Source organism: Actinoplanes aureus (assembly GCF_015704865.1).
GTDB classification, from domain to species: Bacteria; Actinomycetota; Actinomycetes; order Mycobacteriales; family Micromonosporaceae; genus Actinoplanes; species Actinoplanes aureus.
On record NZ_JADQTO010000017.1, the window covers coordinates 150,975 to 170,740 of the forward strand.

The following is a 19,766-nucleotide window of genomic DNA, read 5'->3' on the forward strand; positions in this document are numbered from 1 at the left end:
GCGGGTCAGAGCAGCCCGGCGTCGTGGGCGAGCATCGCCACCTGGGTGCGGTTGTTCAGGTCGAGTTTGGTCAGGATGTGGGTGATGTGTGCCTTCACCGTGGCCACGCTCATCGCCAGCGTCTCGGCGATCTGCGCGTTCGTGTCGCCGCGGGCCAGTGCCAGGGCGACCTCGCGTTCGCGGGGGCTCAGCGCGGCCAGGGCGGAGCGTGCCTGCTCGTACGCGTCGGCGCCGGCCGCGACCCGCAGCATCAGCCGGCGGGTGACGGCCGGCGACAGGATCGGCTCGCCGCCCGCGACGGCCCGGATGGCGGCGGCGATCCGGTCGGGTGGGGTGTCCTTGAGCAGGAAGCCGCCGGCGCCGGCGCGCAGCGCGCGCACCACGTGCTCGTCGGTGTCGAACGTGGTCAGCATGATCACTTCGGGGGGCCGGGTGCGGGCGCGTACCCAGCGGGTCGCGATGATCCCGTTGACCCGCGGCATCCGGATGTCCATCAGCACCACGTCGACGTGATGCCGGTCGAGGGCGGCCGGCACCTCGTCGCCGTCGGTGAGCGCGGCGACCACGGTGATGCCGGCGGCACCGTCGAGCATCATGGTCAGGCCGGCCCGGACCAGCGGGTCGTCGTCGACGATCACGACCCGTACCTCGCTCAGGTCCGCCACGGCAGCTCCGCGTACAGCTGGAATTCGCCGCTTTCGGTGCTGTGCCGCAGCTCGCCGCCGGCGAGGGTGACGCGCTCGGCCAGGCCGAGCAGCCCGAGGCCGGCGCCGGGCAGGCCCGGGCCGGCCGGTGCCAGCCGGTTGCGCACGTCGACGGTGAGCCGGCCGCCGGGGCGGCCGGCCAGGACGATGCGGACCGGGCGCCCGGCGGCGTGCTTGCGCGCGTTGGTGAGGGCCTCCTGCACGATCCGGTACGCGGTCCGCCCGGTCACCGCCGACACCTCGGCGGGCAGGCCGATCCGGTCGTCGAGGCCGACCGTGAGCCCGGCCGCGTTGCTCTCGCGCACCAGCCGGGGCACGTCGTCGAGCCCCGGCCCGGGCGGCCCGTCCGGATCCTCGTCCGGGTCCTGGCGCAGCACGGTGACGACCTCGCGCAGTTCGTCGAGGGCCTGGTGCACGCCGTCGCGGATCACCCCGGCGGCCTCGGCGAGGCGTTGCGGTGGCGCGTCCGGCCGGTATTCGAGGGCACCGGCGTAGACGGCCAGCAGCGACAGCCGGTGGGCGAGCACGTCGTGCATCTCCCGGGCCATCCGGGTGCGTTCGGCCAGGCGGGCCTCGGCGACCCGGCGCTGCTGTTCGGCCTCGGCGCGGTGGGCGCGTTCGCGCAGCGAGTTCAGCAGGGCCTCGCGGGCCCGCGCCCAGGTGCCCCAGCCGAGCAGCGCCGCGTACGTGACGACGACCAGCAGCAGCCACCACCGGTAGGACAGCCCGGCCGCCGGCCGCCACCAGCCGAGCACCGCGTGCCCGGTCACCCCGGCCGCGCCGACCAGCAGCGCCTGCCGGGTGGGGCGTTGCCGGGCGGTGTTGAGCGCCGCGAACGTCGCGGCCGGGGTGACCACGTGCGACAGCACGGTCAGCACACTCAGCGCGAGCCCGCCGGCGAACGGGCGGCGGATCGCCACCGGCACCAGCGCGCAGGCCGCCACGGCGGCGGCGAGGTCCAGGCGCAGCAGGTGGGACGGCTCGAACCGGATCGCGCTCCACACCGCGGTGGCCACCAGCAGGCTGACCGCCGCGGTGGACCAGACGATCACCCGGCGCGGGGCTTGCGGCCTCGTGTCCGCTGTCGCCGTCCCCATGGCGATCAGGCTAGTGGGGCCGCCGGAGACGGACCACCGACCAAAGTCGTATCCGCTGTTGCCGGCCGGTCGATGCGGGCGCCCGCCGCGGCCCCCGACGCTGGGGGGCATGACTGACAACCTGACTCAGCAACGCACGACGCCGAAGCCCGTACGCCGCGTCACGCTCTACCGGCTGCGGACGGTCGCCCTGGCGGTCGCCGCCGCCGAGACCGTCTACCTGCTGGCCCGCTACGGCGCGGGCACCGACCTGGCACTGGCCGACGGTACGACGGTCGGCCCGGCCGCGGTGGCGGTGGCCGCCGCCGTGGCCGGGCTGGCCGGGTGGGCGCTGCTGGCCGTGCTGGAACGCGTCACCAGCCGGGCCCGGCTGATCTGGACCGTGGTGGCCGCCGCCGTGTTCGCGGTGTCGCTGCTCGGCCCGCTGGGCGGCGCCGACGCCGGCGCCGTGCTGGCTCTGAGCGTGCTGCACTCGGCCGTCGCCGGCGTGCTGATCACCGGACTGCCCTGCCGGTGCCGCTGACCGCCGGTGGACGGCGGGCATCGCCGCCGGGAGCCCGCGTGACATCATGACCGCCTCATGGAGAACTCTTCCTGGCGGGCGCCGCTGTTGTGGCGGGTGCTGCTCGCCGCCGCGCGCGTGCTGGTGTGGCCGCTGTGCCGGCTGCGCGTGACCGGCACCGCGCCCGCCGCGCTGCGCGAGGGCCCGGTGATCCTGGCCGCGAACCATGTCAGCCCGTTCGACCCGCTAGTGATGATCGCCGCCAGTCACGCGGCCGGCCTCACGCCGCGGATCATGGCGACCGGTGGGGTGTTCGACGCGCCGGTGCTCGGCTGGATCATGCGGCGCTGCGGGCACATCCGGGTGGACCGCAACACCGTGCACGCGGCGAACGCGTTGCAGGCCGCCGGCCGGGCGCTCGCCGAGAACGCGATGGTCCTGGTCTACCCGGAGGGCCGCATCGGGCTGGACCCGTGGATGTGGCCGGAGCGCGGCAAGACCGGGGTGGCGCGGATGGCCGACATCTCCGGTGCCCCGGTGGTGCCGGTCGCGCAGTGGGGCGCGCACGCGGTCCTGCCGTACGAGGCACCGAAACGGATGGCCCGTCCCCTGCTGCGGGCGCTGCTGCGCCGGCCGGTGGTGCGGGTCAACTTCGGCACCCCGGTGGATCTGTCCGGGGTGTCCGGGTCGGCTGGGGCGCGGGCCGTGCAGGCCACCCGGCTGATCATGGAGGGGATCGACGCGGCGCTGACCCCGCTGCGCTCCGGCGAGATGCGGATGCCGCTGTTCGTGGACCACAGCCGGCCGCCGGACATGTCCCGGGTGCGGCCACGGCCGGTGCCGGTCGACGATCGATAGGCGTCTCGGCGAGCGGATCCGCGACCCGGATGTCACGATCCGGGCATGCTGCACGGACGAATCATCGCCGAGAGCCTGCGCCCCGGCACCGAGCTGGCCGTACCGGGGCTGGCCCTGACCAGCCTGACCCGTGTCGACGTCGCGGCGAGCGCCGGGCCCGGCCAGCCGCCGGTGTGGACGCTGATCGACGTGGCCGCGCCGAACGCCGCCGCCGGTCAGCTCGCCGCCGCGCTGAGTAGCGCGCTGGCCGCCGACGGCGGCTGGTATGCCGACTTCCGCGACGGCCCGGACCATGTGGTGGTCTTCGCCGGTCACATCTTCCGGTATCCGGCCGGCGACGCCGAAAGGCGGGCCGAGGCCGTGGCGTACGGCCGCCGCGCCGGTGTCCCGGAGTCTCAGCTGGACTGGGACGACTGACCGAGCGTCTTCTCGAAGGCGAGCTGGTTGTACACCGAGTCGCTGTAACCGGCGATCTGCCGGTAGCCGCCACGCCGGTACAGCTCGATCGCCTCGGTCAGCGCCGCATGCGTACCGAGCCGCACGATGCTGACGCCGTGCGCCGCGGCGTCGGCCTCCAAGGCGTGCAGCAGACGGCGGCCCAGCCCGAGACCGCGCGCCGGCGGGGCGACCCACAGGTGGCGGATCTCCGCGATGCGCGGGGCGAGGTGGATCCACAGGCCGCAGCCGGCGGGCCGGCCGTCCTCGCGGGCGAGCAGCGTCGTCCCGTCGACCTGGTCGGCCGCGGTGATGGTGGCCGGGTCGTAGCCCTCGGGGAAGCGGGTGGCCAGCTCCGCCGCGTACCGGTGCAGGCAGTCACGGGCCGCCGGGTCACCGGCCGGGACCGGTTCGACGGTGAGCGCGGCGGTGCGCAGCAGCCGCCGGATCCGGGCCTGCGCGTCGAGCAGCTGGTCGCGTTGGCCGTCGGTGAGCCGGTCGAGCAGCTCGGCTATGCCGGCCGCCGAGCGGCGGTCCAGTTCGGCGCGCTCGGCGTGCCCGGCGGCGGTGAGTTCGGCGATGCGGACCCGCCGGTCGGCCGGGTGGGCGCGGACGGTGATCAGCTTCTGGTCGGTCAGGGCGCGCAGCAGCCGGCTCAGGTAGCCGGAGTCCAGCCCGAGGCGTTCGCGCAGCTCCCGCACGTCGCTGCCGGCGCCGATCTCGAACAGCAGCCGGGCCTGCCCGAGCGGCCGGTCCTGGCCGAGGTAGCGGTCGGTGAGCACGCCGAGGTGCCGGGTGTAGTAGCGGTTGAACTCGCGGACGCGCTCGATCCGGTCGGTGTCCATGGCCCGATGCTAACCACTTCTCTGACCTGTGTCAGAGAATTCTCGCCCGGGGCGGATCTGCTGACGGCAGAGCGATTTGGAACCGGGGACCGGGTCGGGCAGGCTCGGCGGCATGCGGATTCTCGTACTCGGAGGCAGCGGCTTCGTCGGCCGGGCGGTGGCGGCCGAAGCGGTCGGCCGCGGCCACACCGTGACCGTTCTCAACCGCGGGCATCGCGACCCGGTCGCCGGCACCCGGACCCTGATCGGTGACCGGCTCAGCCCCGGCGGGCTCGCCGCCCTCGACGGCGGCACCTGGGACGCCGTGGTCGACACCTGGTCCGCGGACGCCGAGGCCGTGCGTACCGCCGCCGAGCTGCTCAGCGGCCGGGCCGGCCACTTCACCTACATCTCCAGCCGCTCGGTCTACCGCTACGGCGGCGCCGCACCGCTCGCCGAGGACTCCCCGCTCACCGACCCCGCCGATCCCGGCTATGCCGGCGACAAGCTGCGCGGCGAACTCGCCGCCGCCGGCTTCGGCGGCCCGCTGCTGCTGGCCCGCGCCGGCCTGATCCTCGGCCCGCACGAGGACATCGGCCGGCTGCCCTGGTGGCTGAACCGGCTGCACCGCGGCGGCCCCACCCTCGCCCCCGGCCCGCGCGAGCTGCCCCTGCAGTACATCGACGCCCGCGACCTGGCCGCGTTCGTCCTGGACGCGGCCGCCGCCGGCCGCGGCGGCCCCTACAACGTGGTCAGCGAACCCGGCCACACCACGATGGGCGAACTCCTCGACACCGCCAACGAGATCACCGGCGGGCACGCCGAGCTGCGCTGGACCGACCCCGAGCCGATCCTGGCCGCCGGCATCGAACCGTGGACCCACCTGCCCATCTGGCTCCCGCCCGGCCACGACCACGACTTCATGCACCGCGGCGACGTCAGCAAGGCGATCGGCGCCGGCCTGCGCTGCCGCCCGGTCCGCGACACCATCACCGACACCTGGCGCTGGCTGGGCACGCTTGCCGGCGGCGCGCCGCAGCGCACCGACCGCCCCGCGTCCGGCCTCGATCCCCTCCTGGAGAACAAACTTCTCTGAGGTACGCCCCACCCCGCACCGCCGCATCGGGACCGTCCCGCCGAGCCACGCGACCACCTGCCCGGAGCCGGGCCCCAGCGCGCCCGCCGGGCCCGGGCAGGTGGCGTCAAAGATCGACTTCTTGGCCGATGACAGTGGCCGAAGGTCGTGACCGGCTACGCGTCCGGGCTAGTTGATCTTGGCGGTTCGCCGACGCCGGGCAGCCTGATCGCCGATTCCCGGGTGACCACCCCCGCCTACGGTTGATCATGCTGGGGGTGGGTCACGCCCTGAGCAGCCCGGCGTACCCGTACCCGATCGGAGCCCGATGTTCCACCGCAACGCCCCCGACCCGTTCCTGGCGCGCGGCCTGACGCAGCGGCGGCTCGGCCGCCGCGACGCACTGCGGCTCGGTGGCCTGACCGCGCTGGGCTCCGCCCTGGCCGCGTGCGGTGTGGCGGGCAAGGGCACCCCGGCGGCGAGCCTGGACTCGAGCACGATCGCCACCTTCTGGGACGGCAAGACCAGCAACGGCAAGGTCGACTTCGCGAACTGGCCGCTGTACATGGACCCGGAGATGCCGGAGCTGAAGAAGTTCACCGAGCAGACCGGCATCCAGGTGAACTACCAGGAGGTCATCCAGGAGATGGGCCCCTGGTTCGCCAAGGTGCAACCCCAGCTGTCGGCGAAGCAGTCGATCGACTTCGACCTCATGGTGATCACCAACGGCATCCAGTTCGGCCAGTTCCGGGCGGCCGGCTTCCTGGCCCCGCTGGACCACACCCGGCTGCCGAACTACACCAAGAACGCGGCGAAGAAGTACGCGCGCGAGGCGTTCGACCCGGCCAACGTGTTCAGCGTGCCGTGGGCGTCCGGGATCACCGGCATCGCCTACGACCCGGCCAAGACCAAGCGGCCGATCACCAAACTGGCCGACCTGTGGGACCCGGAGTTCAAGGGCCGCGTCGGCATGATGTCCGACGTGACCGAACTGGCGAACTTCGGCCTGCTCGCCGCCGGGTTCGAGCCGGGCACCTCCGGTGAGGCCGAGTGGAAGAAGGCCGCCGCCAAGCTGCAGCAGCAGAAGGACGCCGGCCTCGTGCGCAAGTACTACGAGCAGGACTACGTCGACGCGCTCGGCAAGGGCGAGGTGTGGATCACGCAGGCGTGGTCCGGCGACATCTTCCAGAAGAACCTCTCCGACGGCACGAACTTCGAGTTCGTGATCCCCGAGGAGGGCGGCACGATCTGGACCGACAACTTCGCCATCCCGGTCACCGCGGCCAACCCGGTCGACGCGCTCACCCTGATCGACTTCTTCTACCAGGTGGAGAACGCGGCGTCGCTCGCCGAGTACATCAACTACGTGTGCCCGGTGCCGGCCGCGCAGGACCAGATCCGCAAGAACGCCGCCGAGCTGTCCGGCGCCGACCGCACGGAGCTGGAGCGGATCGCCGCCAGCCGGCTGATCTTCCCGAGCGAGCAGGATTACGCCCGGCTGCACTACTACGTCGGGTTCGACACCGCCGAGGAGCAGCAGGACTTCTCCCGGATCTTCGACTCGATCACCCTGGGCTGAGGCCCGGATCGACGATGCCGCCTCTCCGGCTGGAGGGCGGCATCGTTCGCTTCCGGCGGGCGCGCGCCGGTGTTGTTCAGGCGGGCGCCCGCCATCGTTTGCTTGAGGCGGGTGCGCGCCGTCATTCGTCCTAGGCGGCTGCCGGCCGTTGTTCTTCTCAGGCGGCCGCCGGCCGCGTCGCCCGGTAGTCGTGGTCCAGCCGGGTCGCGGTGCGCCGCAACAGGCCGGCGGTCCCTCGGCGCAGCCGGCCCGGACCCGGGTCGGGCACGACCGGCGCGTCCGGCAGGGCGGAGTGGCTGACCCGGGTGGCCGGGTTGATCATCGGCAGGATGAGGTCGATCATCAGTGATCCCTCCCTATGCTTCCGGTTAAACTCATTACACTGGAAGCTGCCCGTCTTTGCAACTCTCTAAACGCGATTTGGTGGAAGCACATGGGTTTTCCCTCGCTCTACGGCGGCCTGACCTGCCTGGACTTCGCGAACACCGTGGACGGGCGGGCCCTGCCCGAACCCGAGGAACACCTGCACGACTACGCCGATCTGGTGCGCTGGGCCGCGTACGCCGATCTGCTCGACACCGAAACCGCCCACCACCTGGCCCTGCTCGCCAAGGCGCGGCCGCAGGCCGCGGCCGCCTCCTACACCGCCGCGCTGCGCCTGCGCGAAGCGACCTTCCGGCTCTGCGCCGCGCCGCCGGCCGCCAATGACCTCGCGCTCATTCAGCAGGGGTACGCCGAAGCGATGTCCACCGCCACCCTGACCCCCGCCGGCACCCACTACACCTGGACGCTCGCCGGAGACCACCTCGACCGGGCCTGGTGGCCGGCCGCCGTCTCCGCGGTCGAACTGCTCACCACCGACCGGCTCGCCCGCGTCAAGGTATGCGCGTCCAGCGGCGGCTGCGACGGCCTGTTCCTGGACATCAGCAAGAACGGCAGCCGCCGCTGGTGCGACATGGGCACCTGCGGCGTGGAAGCCAAAATCAGCCGCCAGACCGCCCGCCGCCGCGCCGCCCGCCGAACCACACCCTGACCACCGCGCGGCCGTCTGGTGGGCCGCTTCGCGCCCGCGGTCCCCGCCGGACCGAAAGGTCAGAGTGAGCGGGCGGCGTGCCGGCCGGCGGCGCGGCCGGAGAACAGGCAGCCGCCGAGGAACGTGCCCTCCAGGGCGTTGTAGCCGTGCACCCCACCACCGCCGAACCCGGCCACCTCGCCCGCCGCATACAGGCCGGGCAGCGCATCGCCGGAGACGCTCAGCACGCGCGAGTCCAGATCGGTCTGGATGCCGCCGAGCGTCTTGCGGGTCAGCACGTGCAGCTTCACCCCGATCAGCGGGCCGGCCGCCGGGTCGAGGATGCGGTGCGGCGCCGACGTACGCCCGATCCGGTCCCCGAGATAGCGCCGCGAGTTGTGGATCCCCTGCACCTGCGCGTCCTTGCTGACCTTGTTGGCGATCTGCCGGTCCCGCGCCTCAATCTGCTCACGGATGCGGGCCGCGTCCAGCAGCGGCTCCTCGGTGAGCTTGTTCATCCCGGCGACCAGCTCGTCCAGCCGGTCGGCCACAACGAAGTCCGCGCCGTGCTGCTTGAACGCCTCCACCGGCGCCGGCGCGCCCTTGCCGAACAGCCGTTCCTTGAGGAACGCGCGCCGGTCCTTGGCGGTCAGGTCCGGGTTCTGCTCGGAGCCGGACAGCGCGAACTCCTTCTCGATCATGCGCTGGGTGAGCAGGAACCAGGAGTGGTCGTACCCGGCGATCTCCGGGGTGGTGCGCAGGTGGCGCAGCGTGCCGAGGGTGTCGTAGCTGGGGAAGTACGGCGCGGGCAGCCGCCGGCCGAGCGCGTCGAACCACATCGGCGACGGTGCGGACAGGATCCGGATGCCGTGGCCCGGCCACACCGGGTTCCAGTTCCGCACGCCCTCCACGTAGTGCCACATCCGGTCCCGGTTGACCAGGCGCGCGCCGGCGGTCTCGGCGATGCCGAGCATCCGGCCGTCCACGTACGCCGGCACCCCGGTCACCATGGTCCGCGGCGCCGTGCCCAGCCGCGCCGGCCAGTACTGGCGGACCAGGTCGTGGTTGGCGCCGATCCCGCCGGTGGTGACGATGACCGCCTGCGCCCGCAGCTCGAAGTCACCGGCCGTGCGCCGGTTGGACGGCACACCGCGGGCCGCGTCGTCCGGCTCCAGCAGGGTGCCGCGCACTCCGGTGACGGCGCCGGCCTCGACGATCAGCTCGTCGACCCGGTGCCGGTGGTGGAACGTCAACAGTCCCGCGGCCGCGGCGGCCAGCGCCGAGTTGGCGAACGGCTCGACGACGCCGGTGCCCGTACCCCAGGTGATGTGGAAGCGCGGCACCGAGTTGCCGTGCCCGCCGGCGCGCAGGTCGCCGCGCTCGGCCCAGCCGGCGAACGGCAGCCAGCTCAACCCCAGCGACGCCAGCCAGGCGCGTTTCTCGCCGGCGGCGAACTCGACGTACGCCCGCGCCCACTTCACCGCCTGCGCGTCCTCGTCGTCGAGCCGGTCGAAGCCGGCGCTGGACCGCCAGTCGGACCAGGCGGTCTCCACGTCGTCGCGGATCCGGGCGCGCCGCTGCTCGGGGCTGCCGACGAAGAACAGCCCGCCGAACGACCACCAGGCCTGCCCGCCGAGGTTGTTGGCGTTCTCCTGGTCGAGCAGGGCCACCTTCTTGCCGGCGGCGGTGAGCTCGTGCGCGGCGGCCAGCCCGGCCAATCCGGCACCCACGACGATGACGTCCGCGTCCACGGCCCACACCCTTCTGCGCTGAAGCTGGATACGAGAATTTATCGGATTAGCCGCTCCGGGGGAACCTGCAAGATCGACACGCCGGTACCGCACTGTGGTCTCGCTCGCCCCGTAACGCCCCGCACAGACACCCGGCCCACGCCCGACCACAATGAGAACCGTGCCGCAGCCGACCGCCGATCCCGCACGAACCCGCGCCGAGCTGACCGCGCTGCGCCCCGACCTGATCCCCCGCTACGACGCCGCACTGCCCGGCGCCCGCGCAGCCGTCCTGGCCCGCCTCTACGGAGCACTCGAACGCGAACCCCTGCCCGGACTGTCCCACCGCAAGCACGGCAACGGCCGGACCGAAGTGACATTTCGCCACGGCGAGACGGTCACCTATCCCACCGCGGCGGCCGAACCGTTCGCCCAGGCGGAACCCCCGGGCGACCCGGTCGAACTGGTGCAAAGACTGTGGCCGGGAACGCCACTGCGCGACGAGATCGCCAACAGCGTCGCCAACCTGGCACTCGCCCGCGCCGTCGCGACACCGGCCGACCTGCCCGAACCCGGCGACCCCGCCGCCCTCGGCAAAATCGAACAGATGCTGGTCGACGGCCACCCACTGCACCCCTGCTGCCGCACCCGCACCGGCATGACCGTCGCCGACGTCCTCGCCTACGCCCCCGAACACCGCCCCCTCATCCGGCTCCGCCGCCTGCGCGTACCCGCCGACCGCTGGCACGGCACCGCCCAGCCCATCCTCTACGCCCACCCCTGGCAGGCCACCCGGCTGCTCGCCCGCTACCCGTGGCTCACCAACGCCGGCGTCACCCGCCCGGTACGCCCCCTGATGTCCCTGCGCACCGTCGCCCCGATCAGCGGCGGCCCACACATCAAAACCGCCGTCGACATCCAGATGACCTCCGCGGTCCGCACCGTCTCCCCCGCCGCCGTCCACAACGGGCCCCGCCTGTCCGCCCTGCTCACCCGCCTCACCGCCGACCTGCCCCTGGACGTGCTCACCGAAACCGAGGCCGGCGCCGTGATCACCGAACACGGACCCGACCGGCACCTGGCCCACCTGATCCGCCAGGCACCCCGGCTCGGCCCCGGCGAGACGGCCATCCCCCTCGGCGTCCTCGCGACGACCCCGATCCTGCGGAAAACGGTCACCGACCCGTACGCCTTCATGTCCTCACTCGGCACCGTGCTGTTCGCGCCGCTGGCGCGCGTCCTGCAACGCGGCATCGCGCTGGAAGCCCACGGCCAGAACACCCTGATCGTCCTGGCCGGCGGCCACCCGGTACGCACCCTCTACCGCGACCTCGGCGGCATCCGCGTGCACACCGCCCACCACCCCGACCTCGACCTGCACGGCGACCTACCCACCGACGACCCGGCCGAACTACGCACCAAACTCGCCGCCGCCGCGCTCGGCACCGTCGCCCTGCAACTGGTCACCGCCCTCGCCCACCACCACGACGCCGAACCCGCACGCCTCTGGACGATCATCGCCGCCGCCCTGCGCGCCACCGGCACCCCGGACATCCCGCACCTGCTCACCGACCCCCTCCCGATCAAGGCCACCACCGCCATGCGGCTCGCCGCCGACCCGCTCACCGACCAGTGGACCCACCTGCCCAACCCGATGGCGGCATGAGCCACCCGCGGAAGGACCCCCGATGATCATCCGCAGTGTCAGCACCGGCCGGCTCGCCGCGGCCGCCGCACACACCGAGGCCGCCCTCGCCGTCCACGCCCCCCACCTCGTCAACGGCTTCATCGCCAACCTGCCGCACGCCGCCGACACCGTCGGCCGCCGCCTGCGCGCCGCCCTCGTCCGCGAAGAACTCACCCCCGCCTTCGCCCGCGGCCGCGTCCACGCCTTCAACCGCGTCGAATACCCCAACGCCGGCGTCAACGACCCGGTCGACCTGCTCGCCGGACTCGACAACGGCACCTTCGCCGCAGAGATCCGCAACGCCGTCCTCAACCTGGCCATCGCGATGTCCCGACTCACACCCGGCCAGCCACAAACCAACCCCGACGACGAAGCGGTACGCCTCGAACGCCTCGCCGTCGCCGGACACAACCTGCACCCCTGCGGCCGCACCCGCCTCGGCTGGGACACCGTCGACGTCCTCGCCCACGACCTGGAAGCCGGCCACACCACCATCGGCTTCCTCGCCGTCCGCGACGACCACCACCTCGGCGACGACCTCGCCACCCGCCTCGCCCTGCCCGCCGCACCACCCGGATACCGCACCCAGCCGGTCCACGCCTGGCAACGCGAACTCGTCACCAGCCGCTACCCCGAACTGTTCGCCGACGGCGCCCTCAGACCCCTCGACGGCCACCTCGACGCCATCCCCACCGCCGCCCTGCGCACCCTGCTGCTCCCCGGCACCGGCACCTACCTCAAGCTGTCCCTCGACATCCAGGTCACCTCCACCCGCCGCAGCATCAGCGTCGCCAGCACCCGCAACGGCCCCGCCCTGTCCACCCTGCTGCACCGCCTCGTCGCCGACGACCCCGACGGCCACCGCCTGCTGCTCATGGCCGAAACCCACGGCGCCGCCGTACCCACCGCCAGCACCGGACGCGACCTGTCCGCCATCGCCCGCGACGGCCTCACCGGCCACCTGCAACCCGGCGAACACGCCGTACCCGGCAGCGCCCTGCCCGCCCACGACCCCACCACCGGCACCACCGTCCTCGCCGGCCTCGTCGACACCTCCGGCCTCGGCGCCGCCGCCTGGCTCACCGCCTACACCCGCCTGCTCCTGCCACCCCTGCTACGCCTGGCCACCCGCGGCATCGCCCTCGAAGCCCATCTGCAGAACTGCCTGCCCACCTTCATCGCCGGCCGCCCCCACCGCCTCGCCCTGCGCGACTTCGCCGGCCTGCGCCTGCACCCCGGCCGCCTCACCACCGCCGGACACACCCTCACCCTGTGGCCCGGCTCCGTCGTCGGCACCGACGACCTCGACCTGATGCGCGCCAAACTCGGCTACACCGCCCTGCAAGCCCACCTCGGCGAACTCGTCATCCGCCTGGAAGAAACCCACGGCCTACCCGAGGACCACGCCTGGCGCATCGTCCGCGACATCGTCGACGAAACCTACGACACCATCGGCGGACACCCCGACCACGCCTACTTCACCGCACCGACCATCCCCCACAAAGCCCTGGTCCGGATGCGCCTCGCCGGCGAAGGCGACATCTACCTCCCGGTCGGCAACCCCCTCCATGGCTGAGCTCCCCACCCACGTCGCCGCCGCGCTGCGGCGCCTGCCGGCACCCGCCTGCGCCTACCTCTACGACACCCAGGCACTGCGCGACCGTGCCGCCGCGTTCCGGGCCGCGCTCCCCGCCAACACCCATTTCCTGTACGCCGTGAAAGCCAACGGTCACCCCACAGTCATCCGCACCCTCGCCGACGCCTGCGACGGACTCGAAGTCGCCTCCCTCGGCGAACTACGCCTCGCCGTCGACGCCGGCGCCCGCCGCATCGCCTTCGCCGGACCCGGCAAAACCGACGCCGAACTCGCCGCCGCCGTCACCGCCGGAGCCCTCCTCAACGTCGAAAGCGCCTTCGAGATGCACCGCCTCGCCGGCCTCGGCCTGCGAACCGACATCTGCGTCCGGGTCAACCGCACCGGCACCGGCCTCACCGGCAGCCACACCATGACCGGCACACCCACCCCGTTCGGCGTCGACGAAACCCAGCTACCCGCCCTGCTCGCCGCCGTACCCGCCGGCCTGCGCGTCATCGGCTTCCACCTGCACGCCGTATCCAACAACCTCGACGGCACCGCACACGCCGCCTTCCTCACCGACGCCATCACCTGGTCCATCGGCACCGCCCAGAGACACGGCATCGCACTGCGCGTCATCAACGCCGGCGGCGGCTTCGGCGTCGACTACCTGACCACGGACTCCATCGACCTGGCACCGCTGTCCACCGTGACCGTCCCGGACGGCCTCGAACTACTCCTCGAACCAGGCCGCTACCTCGCCGCCGACGCCGGCTGGTACACCGCCGAAGTCCTCGACCTCAAAACCACCCACGGCCGCACCTTCGCCGTCCTGCGCGGCGGCACCCACCACTTCCGGCTCCCCGCCGCCTGGGGCTACAGCCACCCGTTCACCGTCCTGCCCGTCGACACCTGGGACCGCCCCTACCCGCGCCCCACCGTCACCGTCACCGACACCGACATCGACGCCGTCGGCGAACTCTGCACCCCCCGCGACGTACTCACCCGGGGCCAGCACGTGACCCGCCTGCGGGTCGGCGACCGGCTGGTGTTCGCCCGCACCGGCGCCTACGGCTGGGACATCTCCCACCACCAGTTCCTGCGGCACGACCCGCCACAATTCGTCATCCTCTGACCAACCCCAGCTTGCGGACCTGCCACTCCAGATCCACGCCATCCGCCGGCAACTCGGTCAAGCCCAGGAACAGCCACGCCCGGAACACCGGCACGATCAGCCGCCGCTCGAACTCCGACAACGGCCGCACCTCGGCGTAACCGCGTACCACCTCGTCCTGATAGCCACGCCACGACAACGCGAAGTCCGCCACCAGCACCGACCAGTGCGTCGCCTCGAAGTCCAGCAGCCCGGACAGGCGCTCACCGACGAACAACAGATTCCAGGTGGCGAAGTCGCCGTGGATCACACCGCACGGCACACCGTCCAGACTGTTGCCCGCGAACCACTCCGCCGTCACGTCCCGGCACTCCCGCAAGAACCGCCCCTGCTCAGGCCGGAACCGCTCGAACTCCCGCAACCACCGGTCCAGCGCCGGATCCCCGACCACCTCGGCCGGACCGGCGAACCCGTCCCGCCGCTCGTCGAGGCCCGACGCGGCCGCCGACTCGTGAAACTCGGCGAGCAGGCGGCCGCGAGCCCGCTGCTCACCGGCACCGCGCGGACGTGGCACGCCGGGCAGCCGGTGCAGCAACAGCCACGTCCCGCCGTCCCCGTCGACCAGCGGTTCCTCGACGAGTTCCGGAGTCGGCCAACCCTGCTCGCGCAGAGCGGCGGCGACCCGCAACGTGTACGCGACGTCCCGGTACGTCACCCGCTTCACGACCAGGTCCGGCCCGCCGCGCGTGGCCGCCCACGTGCCACCGCCCCGGTCTCCCATCAGCGGGCCCGGTTCGAGCCGCCACCGCCGGCAAACGTCCGCGTCAATGTTCATGGTTGTCGGCGAAGCCGTCCTTCGGGTGTTGGGTGCGGCTTGCCGCACTACCTCTAAAGCGTCCTAGGATACTGTTCCGGACCAGAACTCGCGGATCCGGACCAGCTCGCTCGGGGCCAGCGTCACGGGTCCTTGCAGGCAGGTGAAGTAGGCGACCGGCCACGGCCACCGGTTGGCACCGGCGGCCAGCACGAAGCCGAACGTACACAACGAGGCCGGATCAGCCGCCTGCTCGCGGGCCTCATGGTGGCGCAGCTGCACCAGGTCGTGGAAGGCCGCCGACCACGCGTCGTTCAGGTCCGGCATCACCGCGACCACGTATTGCGGGATCCCGTCCGAGAACCGGAAGGTCCGCAGCCGCGCCACCGCCGGATCGGCCGTCCACTCCCCCAGATCGGACCGGGCGTCCACCGGGAACTCGTCGATCAGCGACAGCAGCCGGTGGCGTCCGGCTTCGTCGAGCACGTCGTCCAGCTGGGTGGACGCCACGTAGTCCAGCAACCGGCCGATCACCGCATGGCCCGGCAGAACGTCGCGCAGCAGCGGTTTCGCCGCCAGCGCACGCAGAAACGATTCCGCCGGCCGCAGCGGCAACTCCGAGGCGACCGCCAGCCAGGCATAGTGGGCGGGCACCTCATCCGGGACAGGACCGCGCCGCGCACACCAGTCCAGGTAGCGCACCACGGCGGCGGCCGAGCGCAGCTCGTGCAGGAGCAGCTCCCAGTCACGCCGCAGGACCACGGCCAACGGGATCCGCCCGCTGTCCGGTCCCCGATCGACGCCCGTGGGCGGTGCCGGACGGTCGACTATCAGCAGGCCGGTCCACTCGATCACGGCCGGATCGAGATCCAGGGCCCGCCCACGCTCAGTCGTGAACCGCTGCGGCGCCGGCCCGGCATGCAGCAGCCGGACCGTATCGTCCAACTGCCGCTCCGCCGCCGCGACCTGCTCGGCCCACCAGGCACGTTCCCGGGCCGCCGAGCCGTCAGCCGTGGCCCGAGCGCTGGTAAGGGCGCCGATCACGCCGTCGTTCGCCGGCCGGCTCGTTGTGAGGACCACCACGGCTCGCGCACCGACGATCAGCACCTGGCTTTCGTGGTGCTGCGGGCCGGTCCGGAACATGAAATCGGCGACCGATCGCTGCCCCATCGCCCACCGAGCCATCGCCTCGGCCTCACCTCCGCCGCCCGGCGTTCGTGGCAGCCCGGCAACCGCACGAGAACCGTGATCATTCCCGGGCCGTCCCGGGGCAGCGGCCAGGTGGCCACCAAGCTCATGATCGTCGGTCAAGGTCGCAGCTCCGCACGGTCGGTCCCGCGCCGGACGTGCGCGGGCCGTCATTCTGACTGACCTGCTGGTCAAGCGCGAGTCCCGCCGGTTTGGAAGGAAGGCCGCGCCGGCCCTATCGTTCCCGGTCATGATCAACCACGCCGGCCCGGCGCCTCGCCTGCGGCTGTTCCTGGCGGCGTTCACGAGCTCGGCACTCCTGCTGAGCGGCTGCGGCGAGACCCGTCCGGCCGGCCCGACCCAGACGATGCCGGTACAGCAGACCGACGAGCTCACCAAGGAGGACCCGGCCATGGCCCAGATCGTCGAGATCCACGTTCCGCTGCTGCCCGGCGAAGGTGTGCGGGAAGGCGACTACCAGTACCCGTGGATCGAGCAGGTCGAAGAATTCCTGATCGACGTCGAGGACGAAGGCGACATAGAGGTCTACGACGATGGGGAAGAGTTCGGCGACGACTATGTCTTCTTCGTCTCCGGTGGCAGCGAGAAGGCGTTGCTCGCCGCGGCGTCTCGCGTGGCCACGCTCGACGGAGTTCCAGCCGGCACCTTCGCCCTGGTCACCGACGAGGACGCCGACATGGGCGAGGGCCGGCGGGTCGATCTGCCGGTCCGCTGAGCGCCGCGCTGCCCGGCCCGGCGGGCGCGCTGGGGCCGCAAGCACGCTGCCCGGCCGCGTGGTAGCGGCGTGACACGTGGTTTTGGATCAGCCCCCGTGCTCGTACCAATGCTTCTTCTCTGAGGCGTCCTAGGATGAGGGCATGGACTGGACCGCCTACCTCGCGTTTCTCGGGCTTGCGATCGTCGTGGTACTGATCCCGGGACCGGACTTCGCGGTCGTCACCGGCAACACGATCTCGGGCGGGCGAGTCCGCGGGATGTGGTGTGCCGCCGGGGTCGGCACCTCCAACGCGGTGCAGGGTACGGCCGCGGTCATCGGACTCGGTGCCTTGATCGTGAGCGCGCAGCCGGTGTTCCAGGCGATCAAGTGGGCGGGCGCGGCATACCTGATCTATCTGGGGGCGCGGGCGCTGCGGTCGGCCTGGCGCGGGCAGTACCCGATGGCGGCCGCCGACGGTGGCAAGGGCGCGGCGATCCGTGGCTGGCGGCAGGGCTTCCTCTCCAACATCACCAACCCGAAGGTGCTGGTCTTCTATCTGGCCGTGCTACCCCAGTTCCTCACGCCCGGCGCGGGCGCGGCGGCGATGCTGGGCTATGCGCTGAGCCACGCCCTGCTGTCGCTGGCCTACCTGGTGATTCTCACCGTCTTCCTGCACCGGGCTCGCCGGGTGCTGTCGCGGCGCCGGGTCCGCCGGGCCCTGGACGGGCTGACCGGCACGGCGATGGTCGCGTTCGGCGCGCGGATCGCGGTGGACCGCGGCTGAGGCGAGTACGGGCATGACAGCGGCCCCTACAGTGCACGCGTGCGATATCGATGGATCGCGGTGGCCCCGGCCGCCGGCGTGCTGCTGGGTGGCGGGGCCGCCCTCGTCAACCATGTGCCGATCGCTCTCGGCGAGGGGGGCGAGGCCCGCGCGGACCGCGGCTTCTGGTCGCAGGTCGCGGAGTTCGGCAGCCTGATCCTGGATTCCGGCTGGCTGTGGGCGGCGGCAGCGGTGGCCGTGGGCTGGCTGGTGAGTGACCGCGCACGGCCGTTCCTGGTGGCGGCGTTGGCCGGCTGCGTCACGCTGCTCGTCGCCACCCTGGTCTACGACGGCTTGGAGAACTACTACTTCTCGCAGGGTGGAAGCGTCCAGATGTTCTGGCTGGCCGGCAGCGTGCTGCTGGGCCCGCCGCTGGGCATGGTCGGCGCGGCGATCCGCCGGCCCGGTCCGGTGGGGACGCTGGCGGCTCTCGTCGTGCCGGCCGGGGCGGCACTGAACATGGTGCTGATACCGCCGCCCGCGGATAGCCTGGTAGGGCGGCCGGTGACGTGGCTGGTCTCTGCCGCCGCCGCGGTGGCCGCCGTGCTGGTGGTGCGGACGCGGTGGAGCGCCGCCCGGGCATGATCGCTGGTCACGCCGGCGCCCGCCGGCCGAGCCCGGTGCAGGCGTAGCACAGCAGCACGGCCCCGGCTAGGGCGGCGACGACGATCAGGCCGCCGAAGACGTCCGGGCCGGTGTCGACCGCCACCGCGACCGCGACGTGGTCCCCCTCGGCGGACGGCGGGGCCGGCAGCGTCCAGCTAACCGTCTCCACCGCCAGCCACGTACGCGTGCCCAGCAGCACACCGCCCACCAGCAGCGGCGCCACCACCGCCGGCGGCAGGCCCGGCCCGGTCCGCCGCAGCACCGCCACCGCGAAGAGCAGGCACGCCCCGATCAGCAGGGCGGCCACGACCACGCCCCGGACCAGTTGTTCCCGCTGCCGCACCGGGTCGGTGACCAGCGCGATGACGTCCGTCCCGGCCGGGAGGCCACGCCACGCCGACACCTCGGTGAGGATCGCGGCGGCCACGGCGAGCAGGCCGGCGCGCACCACAAGGGAACCGGCCGGCAGCAGCGCTGCCAGCCCGAGTGCCAGGACGGCGGCGAGCATGGTCGGCCAGCGCCAGCCGAGAGCGGCCGTCACCCCGGCCACGGCTATCAGGCCGGCGGACGCGGCGATCCAGCGCTTGGTCACGGCCGGCGAGGCTATCAGGGAACCAGGGCCAGGGTCATGTGCACACTGTTCGGATCCGGCCGGTAGTCACCGAACGGCTCGCAGTACCGGAAGCCGAACTTGCGGTACAACGCCCGGGCCGGCGCGAAGAACCCGGCCGATCCGGTCTCCAGATACAACCGCGCGTACCCGCGCTCGCGCGCCTGCGCCACCAGGTGCCCGAGCACCGCCGATCCCACGCCGCGCCGCTGGGCGGCCGCGGCCGTACGCATCGATTTCACCTCGGCGCTGACCGCGTCCAGCTCCTTGAGCGCCCCGCAGCCGACCAGTTCCGCACCGTCGTACACCGACCAGAACGTCACCTCCGGCTGCCGCAACCCGTCCAGGTCGAGCGCGTGCGTGCTCTCCGGCGGCGTGATCGACCGCATCTCCTCCAGGTGTTCCCGCAGCAGGGCCGCGATCCCCGGCCCGCTCAGATCGTCCACCACGATTCTGCGCATCGTCCCCGCCTCACCCCGGCAGCAGTGCCGCGCGCATCGCCGCGGCCAGCCACCGCCGGAAGTCCGTCTCGTCCCAGCCGCGATCCAGCACGAGCGCCACGTACAGCGCCGGATCGTTGTACATCCACAGCACGTCGGCCGCCGCCTGCGCCCGCACCTCGCCGAGCGTACGCGCGTGTTCGATCACCATCGTCGCCCCGGCGTGCCGGTTGCGCTGCAACGTGGACCACAGCTCGTCCGCTTCCTCGCTGTCGTCGGCGGCGCGGCGCACGGTTTCGAAGAGCCGGGCGGCGCGCCGCCCGATCACGTGACAGACGTAGGGGTAAGCGTCCCGCACCCCCCCCCGGCTCTCC

The 19,766-nt window shown here is 72.7% G+C and carries 21 protein-coding genes and 1 pseudogene; 12 read left to right on the forward strand and 10 right to left on the reverse strand.

Features of this window, described 5'->3' with window-relative positions:
* Positions 1 to 5: 5 nt before the first annotated feature.
* Together I4J89_RS31335 and I4J89_RS31340 are read right to left on the reverse strand one after the other, a co-directional pair.
* Positions 6 to 665, reverse strand: a complete 660-nt coding sequence (locus I4J89_RS31335) for a response regulator transcription factor (protein ID WP_196417715.1) — start codon at positions 663 to 665, stop codon at positions 6 to 8.
* Positions 653 to 1,801 (reverse strand): sensor histidine kinase, encoded by a 1,149-nt coding sequence (locus tag I4J89_RS31340; protein ID WP_196417716.1) that lies wholly within the window; start codon positions 1,799 to 1,801, stop codon positions 653 to 655. Before I4J89_RS31340 ends, I4J89_RS31335 begins: the two co-directional genes overlap by 13 nt.
* Positions 1,802 to 1,910: 109 nt before the next feature.
* Here I4J89_RS31340 and I4J89_RS31345 point away from each other — a divergent pair, with 109 nt between their 5' ends.
* Genes I4J89_RS31345 through I4J89_RS31355 form a run of 3 tightly spaced genes read left to right on the forward strand, consistent with a single transcriptional unit; the run spans position 1,911 to position 3,578 of the window.
* Positions 1,911 to 2,324 carry a DUF6069 family protein gene (locus I4J89_RS31345; protein WP_230859885.1) on the forward strand — a complete coding sequence of 138 codons (414 nt, stop codon included), beginning with the start codon at positions 1,911 to 1,913 and terminating at the stop codon, positions 2,322 to 2,324.
* Between the two features lie 57 nt (positions 2,325 to 2,381).
* Positions 2,382 to 3,161, forward strand: a complete 780-nt coding sequence (locus tag I4J89_RS31350) for a lysophospholipid acyltransferase family protein (protein WP_196417717.1) — start codon at positions 2,382 to 2,384, stop codon at positions 3,159 to 3,161.
* 45 nt (positions 3,162 to 3,206) lie between these two features.
* The gene (locus I4J89_RS31355; RefSeq protein ID WP_196417718.1) at positions 3,207 to 3,578 is read left to right on the forward strand and encodes a hypothetical protein; all 372 of its coding nucleotides are present in this window, start codon (positions 3,207 to 3,209) and stop codon (positions 3,576 to 3,578) included.
* Here I4J89_RS31355 and I4J89_RS31360 read toward each other — a convergent pair.
* Positions 3,557 to 4,441, reverse strand: a complete 885-nt coding sequence (locus tag I4J89_RS31360) for a bifunctional helix-turn-helix transcriptional regulator/GNAT family N-acetyltransferase (protein WP_196417719.1) — start codon at positions 4,439 to 4,441, stop codon at positions 3,557 to 3,559. The two genes, I4J89_RS31355 and I4J89_RS31360, sit on opposite strands and share 22 nt — an antisense overlap.
* A gap of 112 nt (positions 4,442 to 4,553) precedes the next feature.
* On the opposite strand from I4J89_RS31360, the gene I4J89_RS31365 reads away from it, so the two are divergent.
* Positions 4,554 to 5,516 carry an NAD-dependent epimerase/dehydratase family protein gene (locus I4J89_RS31365; RefSeq protein WP_196417720.1) on the forward strand — a complete coding sequence of 321 codons (963 nt, stop codon included), beginning with the start codon at positions 4,554 to 4,556 and terminating at the stop codon, positions 5,514 to 5,516.
* Positions 5,517 to 5,823: 307 nt separating this feature from the next.
* Positions 5,824 to 7,074: a polyamine ABC transporter substrate-binding protein gene (locus I4J89_RS31370; protein WP_196417721.1), complete on the forward strand. Its 1,251-nt coding sequence runs from the start codon at positions 5,824 to 5,826 to the stop codon at positions 7,072 to 7,074.
* Between the two features lie 157 nt (positions 7,075 to 7,231).
* On the opposite strand, the gene I4J89_RS31375 is transcribed toward I4J89_RS31370, so the two are convergent.
* On the reverse strand, positions 7,232 to 7,417 hold the full coding sequence (locus tag I4J89_RS31375; protein ID WP_196417722.1) for a hypothetical protein: 186 nt from the start codon (positions 7,415 to 7,417) through the stop codon (positions 7,232 to 7,234).
* Positions 7,418 to 7,507: 90 nt separating this feature from the next.
* Between I4J89_RS31375 and I4J89_RS31380 the strand changes: the two genes are divergently transcribed.
* Entirely contained in the window at positions 7,508 to 8,107 is a 600-nt protein-coding gene (locus tag I4J89_RS31380; RefSeq protein ID WP_196417723.1) for a CGNR zinc finger domain-containing protein, read from the forward strand.
* Between the two features lie 59 nt (positions 8,108 to 8,166).
* On the opposite strand, the gene I4J89_RS31385 is transcribed toward I4J89_RS31380, so the two are convergent.
* Positions 8,167 to 9,837 (reverse strand): FAD-binding dehydrogenase, encoded by a 1,671-nt coding sequence (locus I4J89_RS31385; protein WP_196417724.1) that lies wholly within the window; start codon positions 9,835 to 9,837, stop codon positions 8,167 to 8,169.
* Between the two features lie 151 nt (positions 9,838 to 9,988).
* Between I4J89_RS31385 and I4J89_RS31390 the strand changes: the two genes are divergently transcribed.
* Genes I4J89_RS31390 through I4J89_RS31400 form a run of 3 tightly spaced genes read left to right on the forward strand, consistent with a single transcriptional unit; the run spans position 9,989 to position 14,214 of the window.
* Positions 9,989 to 11,482: an IucA/IucC family protein gene (locus I4J89_RS31390; RefSeq protein WP_196417725.1), complete on the forward strand. Its 1,494-nt coding sequence runs from the start codon at positions 9,989 to 9,991 to the stop codon at positions 11,480 to 11,482.
* A 22-nt stretch (positions 11,483 to 11,504) separates the two neighbouring features.
* Positions 11,505 to 13,079, forward strand: coding sequence for an IucA/IucC family protein (locus I4J89_RS31395; protein WP_196417726.1), 1,575 nt, complete (start codon positions 11,505 to 11,507; stop codon positions 13,077 to 13,079).
* Positions 13,072 to 14,214, forward strand: coding sequence for a type III PLP-dependent enzyme domain-containing protein (locus tag I4J89_RS31400; RefSeq protein ID WP_196417727.1), 1,143 nt, complete (start codon positions 13,072 to 13,074; stop codon positions 14,212 to 14,214). Before I4J89_RS31395 ends, I4J89_RS31400 begins: the two co-directional genes overlap by 8 nt.
* Here I4J89_RS31400 and I4J89_RS31405 read toward each other — a convergent pair.
* Positions 14,204 to 15,028 carry a phosphotransferase enzyme family protein gene (locus I4J89_RS31405; RefSeq protein WP_196417728.1) on the reverse strand — a complete coding sequence of 275 codons (825 nt, stop codon included), beginning with the start codon at positions 15,026 to 15,028 and terminating at the stop codon, positions 14,204 to 14,206. The two genes, I4J89_RS31400 and I4J89_RS31405, sit on opposite strands and share 11 nt — an antisense overlap.
* Positions 15,029 to 15,091: 63 nt before the next feature.
* The gene (locus I4J89_RS31410; protein WP_196417729.1) at positions 15,092 to 16,192 is read right to left on the reverse strand and encodes a hypothetical protein; all 1,101 of its coding nucleotides are present in this window, start codon (positions 16,190 to 16,192) and stop codon (positions 15,092 to 15,094) included.
* 253 nt (positions 16,193 to 16,445) lie between these two features.
* Here I4J89_RS31410 and I4J89_RS31415 point away from each other — a divergent pair, with 253 nt between their 5' ends.
* From I4J89_RS31415 to I4J89_RS50040, 3 genes are all read left to right on the forward strand, one after another.
* Positions 16,446 to 16,931: a hypothetical protein gene (locus I4J89_RS31415; protein ID WP_230859886.1), complete on the forward strand. Its 486-nt coding sequence runs from the start codon at positions 16,446 to 16,448 to the stop codon at positions 16,929 to 16,931.
* A 142-nt stretch (positions 16,932 to 17,073) separates the two neighbouring features.
* Entirely contained in the window at positions 17,074 to 17,697 is a 624-nt protein-coding gene (locus tag I4J89_RS31420; protein WP_196417730.1) for a LysE family translocator, read from the forward strand.
* A gap of 39 nt (positions 17,698 to 17,736) precedes the next feature.
* On the forward strand, positions 17,737 to 18,321 hold the full coding sequence (locus I4J89_RS50040; RefSeq protein ID WP_196417731.1) for a DUF6518 family protein: 585 nt from the start codon (positions 17,737 to 17,739) through the stop codon (positions 18,319 to 18,321).
* Positions 18,322 to 18,328: 7 nt separating this feature from the next.
* Here I4J89_RS50040 and I4J89_RS31430 read toward each other — a convergent pair whose 3' ends face one another.
* The 3 genes and pseudogenes from I4J89_RS31430 to I4J89_RS31440 all read right to left on the reverse strand — a co-directional run.
* Entirely contained in the window at positions 18,329 to 18,934 is a 606-nt protein-coding gene (locus tag I4J89_RS31430; RefSeq protein WP_196417732.1) for a hypothetical protein, read from the reverse strand.
* A gap of 14 nt (positions 18,935 to 18,948) precedes the next feature.
* A complete protein-coding gene (locus I4J89_RS31435; protein ID WP_196417733.1) occupies positions 18,949 to 19,413 on the reverse strand; it encodes a GNAT family N-acetyltransferase in 465 nt (154 codons plus the stop codon).
* 10 nt (positions 19,414 to 19,423) lie between these two features.
* Positions 19,424 to 19,766 (reverse strand): annotated as a pseudogene (locus I4J89_RS31440) (TetR/AcrR family transcriptional regulator); the annotation flags it as partial.

Bases quoted from the DNA above. Each gene is read 5' to 3' on its own strand.
- I4J89_RS31340 (WP_196417716.1), bottom strand. From the start codon at position 1,801: ATGGGGACGGCGACAGCGGACACGAGGCCGCAAGCCCCGCGCCGGGTG.
- I4J89_RS31345 (WP_230859885.1), top strand. From the start codon at position 1,911: ATGACTGACAACCTGACTCAGCAACGCACGACGCCGAAGCCCGTACGC.
- I4J89_RS31350 (WP_196417717.1), top strand. From the start codon at position 2,382: ATGGAGAACTCTTCCTGGCGGGCGCCGCTGTTGTGGCGGGTGCTGCTC.
- I4J89_RS31355 (WP_196417718.1), top strand. From the start codon at position 3,207: ATGCTGCACGGACGAATCATCGCCGAGAGCCTGCGCCCCGGCACCGAG.
- I4J89_RS31360 (WP_196417719.1), bottom strand. From the start codon at position 4,441: ATGGACACCGACCGGATCGAGCGCGTCCGCGAGTTCAACCGCTACTAC.
- I4J89_RS31365 (WP_196417720.1), top strand. From the start codon at position 4,554: ATGCGGATTCTCGTACTCGGAGGCAGCGGCTTCGTCGGCCGGGCGGTG.
- I4J89_RS31370 (WP_196417721.1), top strand. From the start codon at position 5,824: ATGTTCCACCGCAACGCCCCCGACCCGTTCCTGGCGCGCGGCCTGACG.
- I4J89_RS31375 (WP_196417722.1), bottom strand. From the start codon at position 7,417: ATGATCGACCTCATCCTGCCGATGATCAACCCGGCCACCCGGGTCAGC.
- I4J89_RS31380 (WP_196417723.1), top strand. From the start codon at position 7,508: ATGGGTTTTCCCTCGCTCTACGGCGGCCTGACCTGCCTGGACTTCGCG.
- I4J89_RS31390 (WP_196417725.1), top strand. From the start codon at position 9,989: ATGAGAACCGTGCCGCAGCCGACCGCCGATCCCGCACGAACCCGCGCC.
- I4J89_RS31395 (WP_196417726.1), top strand. From the start codon at position 11,505: ATGATCATCCGCAGTGTCAGCACCGGCCGGCTCGCCGCGGCCGCCGCA.
- I4J89_RS31400 (WP_196417727.1), top strand. From the start codon at position 13,072: ATGGCTGAGCTCCCCACCCACGTCGCCGCCGCGCTGCGGCGCCTGCCG.
- I4J89_RS31405 (WP_196417728.1), bottom strand. From the start codon at position 15,028: ATGAACATTGACGCGGACGTTTGCCGGCGGTGGCGGCTCGAACCGGGC.
- I4J89_RS31410 (WP_196417729.1), bottom strand. From the start codon at position 16,192: ATGGCTCGGTGGGCGATGGGGCAGCGATCGGTCGCCGATTTCATGTTC.
- I4J89_RS31415 (WP_230859886.1), top strand. From the start codon at position 16,446: ATGATCAACCACGCCGGCCCGGCGCCTCGCCTGCGGCTGTTCCTGGCG.
- I4J89_RS31420 (WP_196417730.1), top strand. From the start codon at position 17,074: ATGGACTGGACCGCCTACCTCGCGTTTCTCGGGCTTGCGATCGTCGTG.
- I4J89_RS31435 (WP_196417733.1), bottom strand. From the start codon at position 19,413: ATGCGCAGAATCGTGGTGGACGATCTGAGCGGGCCGGGGATCGCGGCC.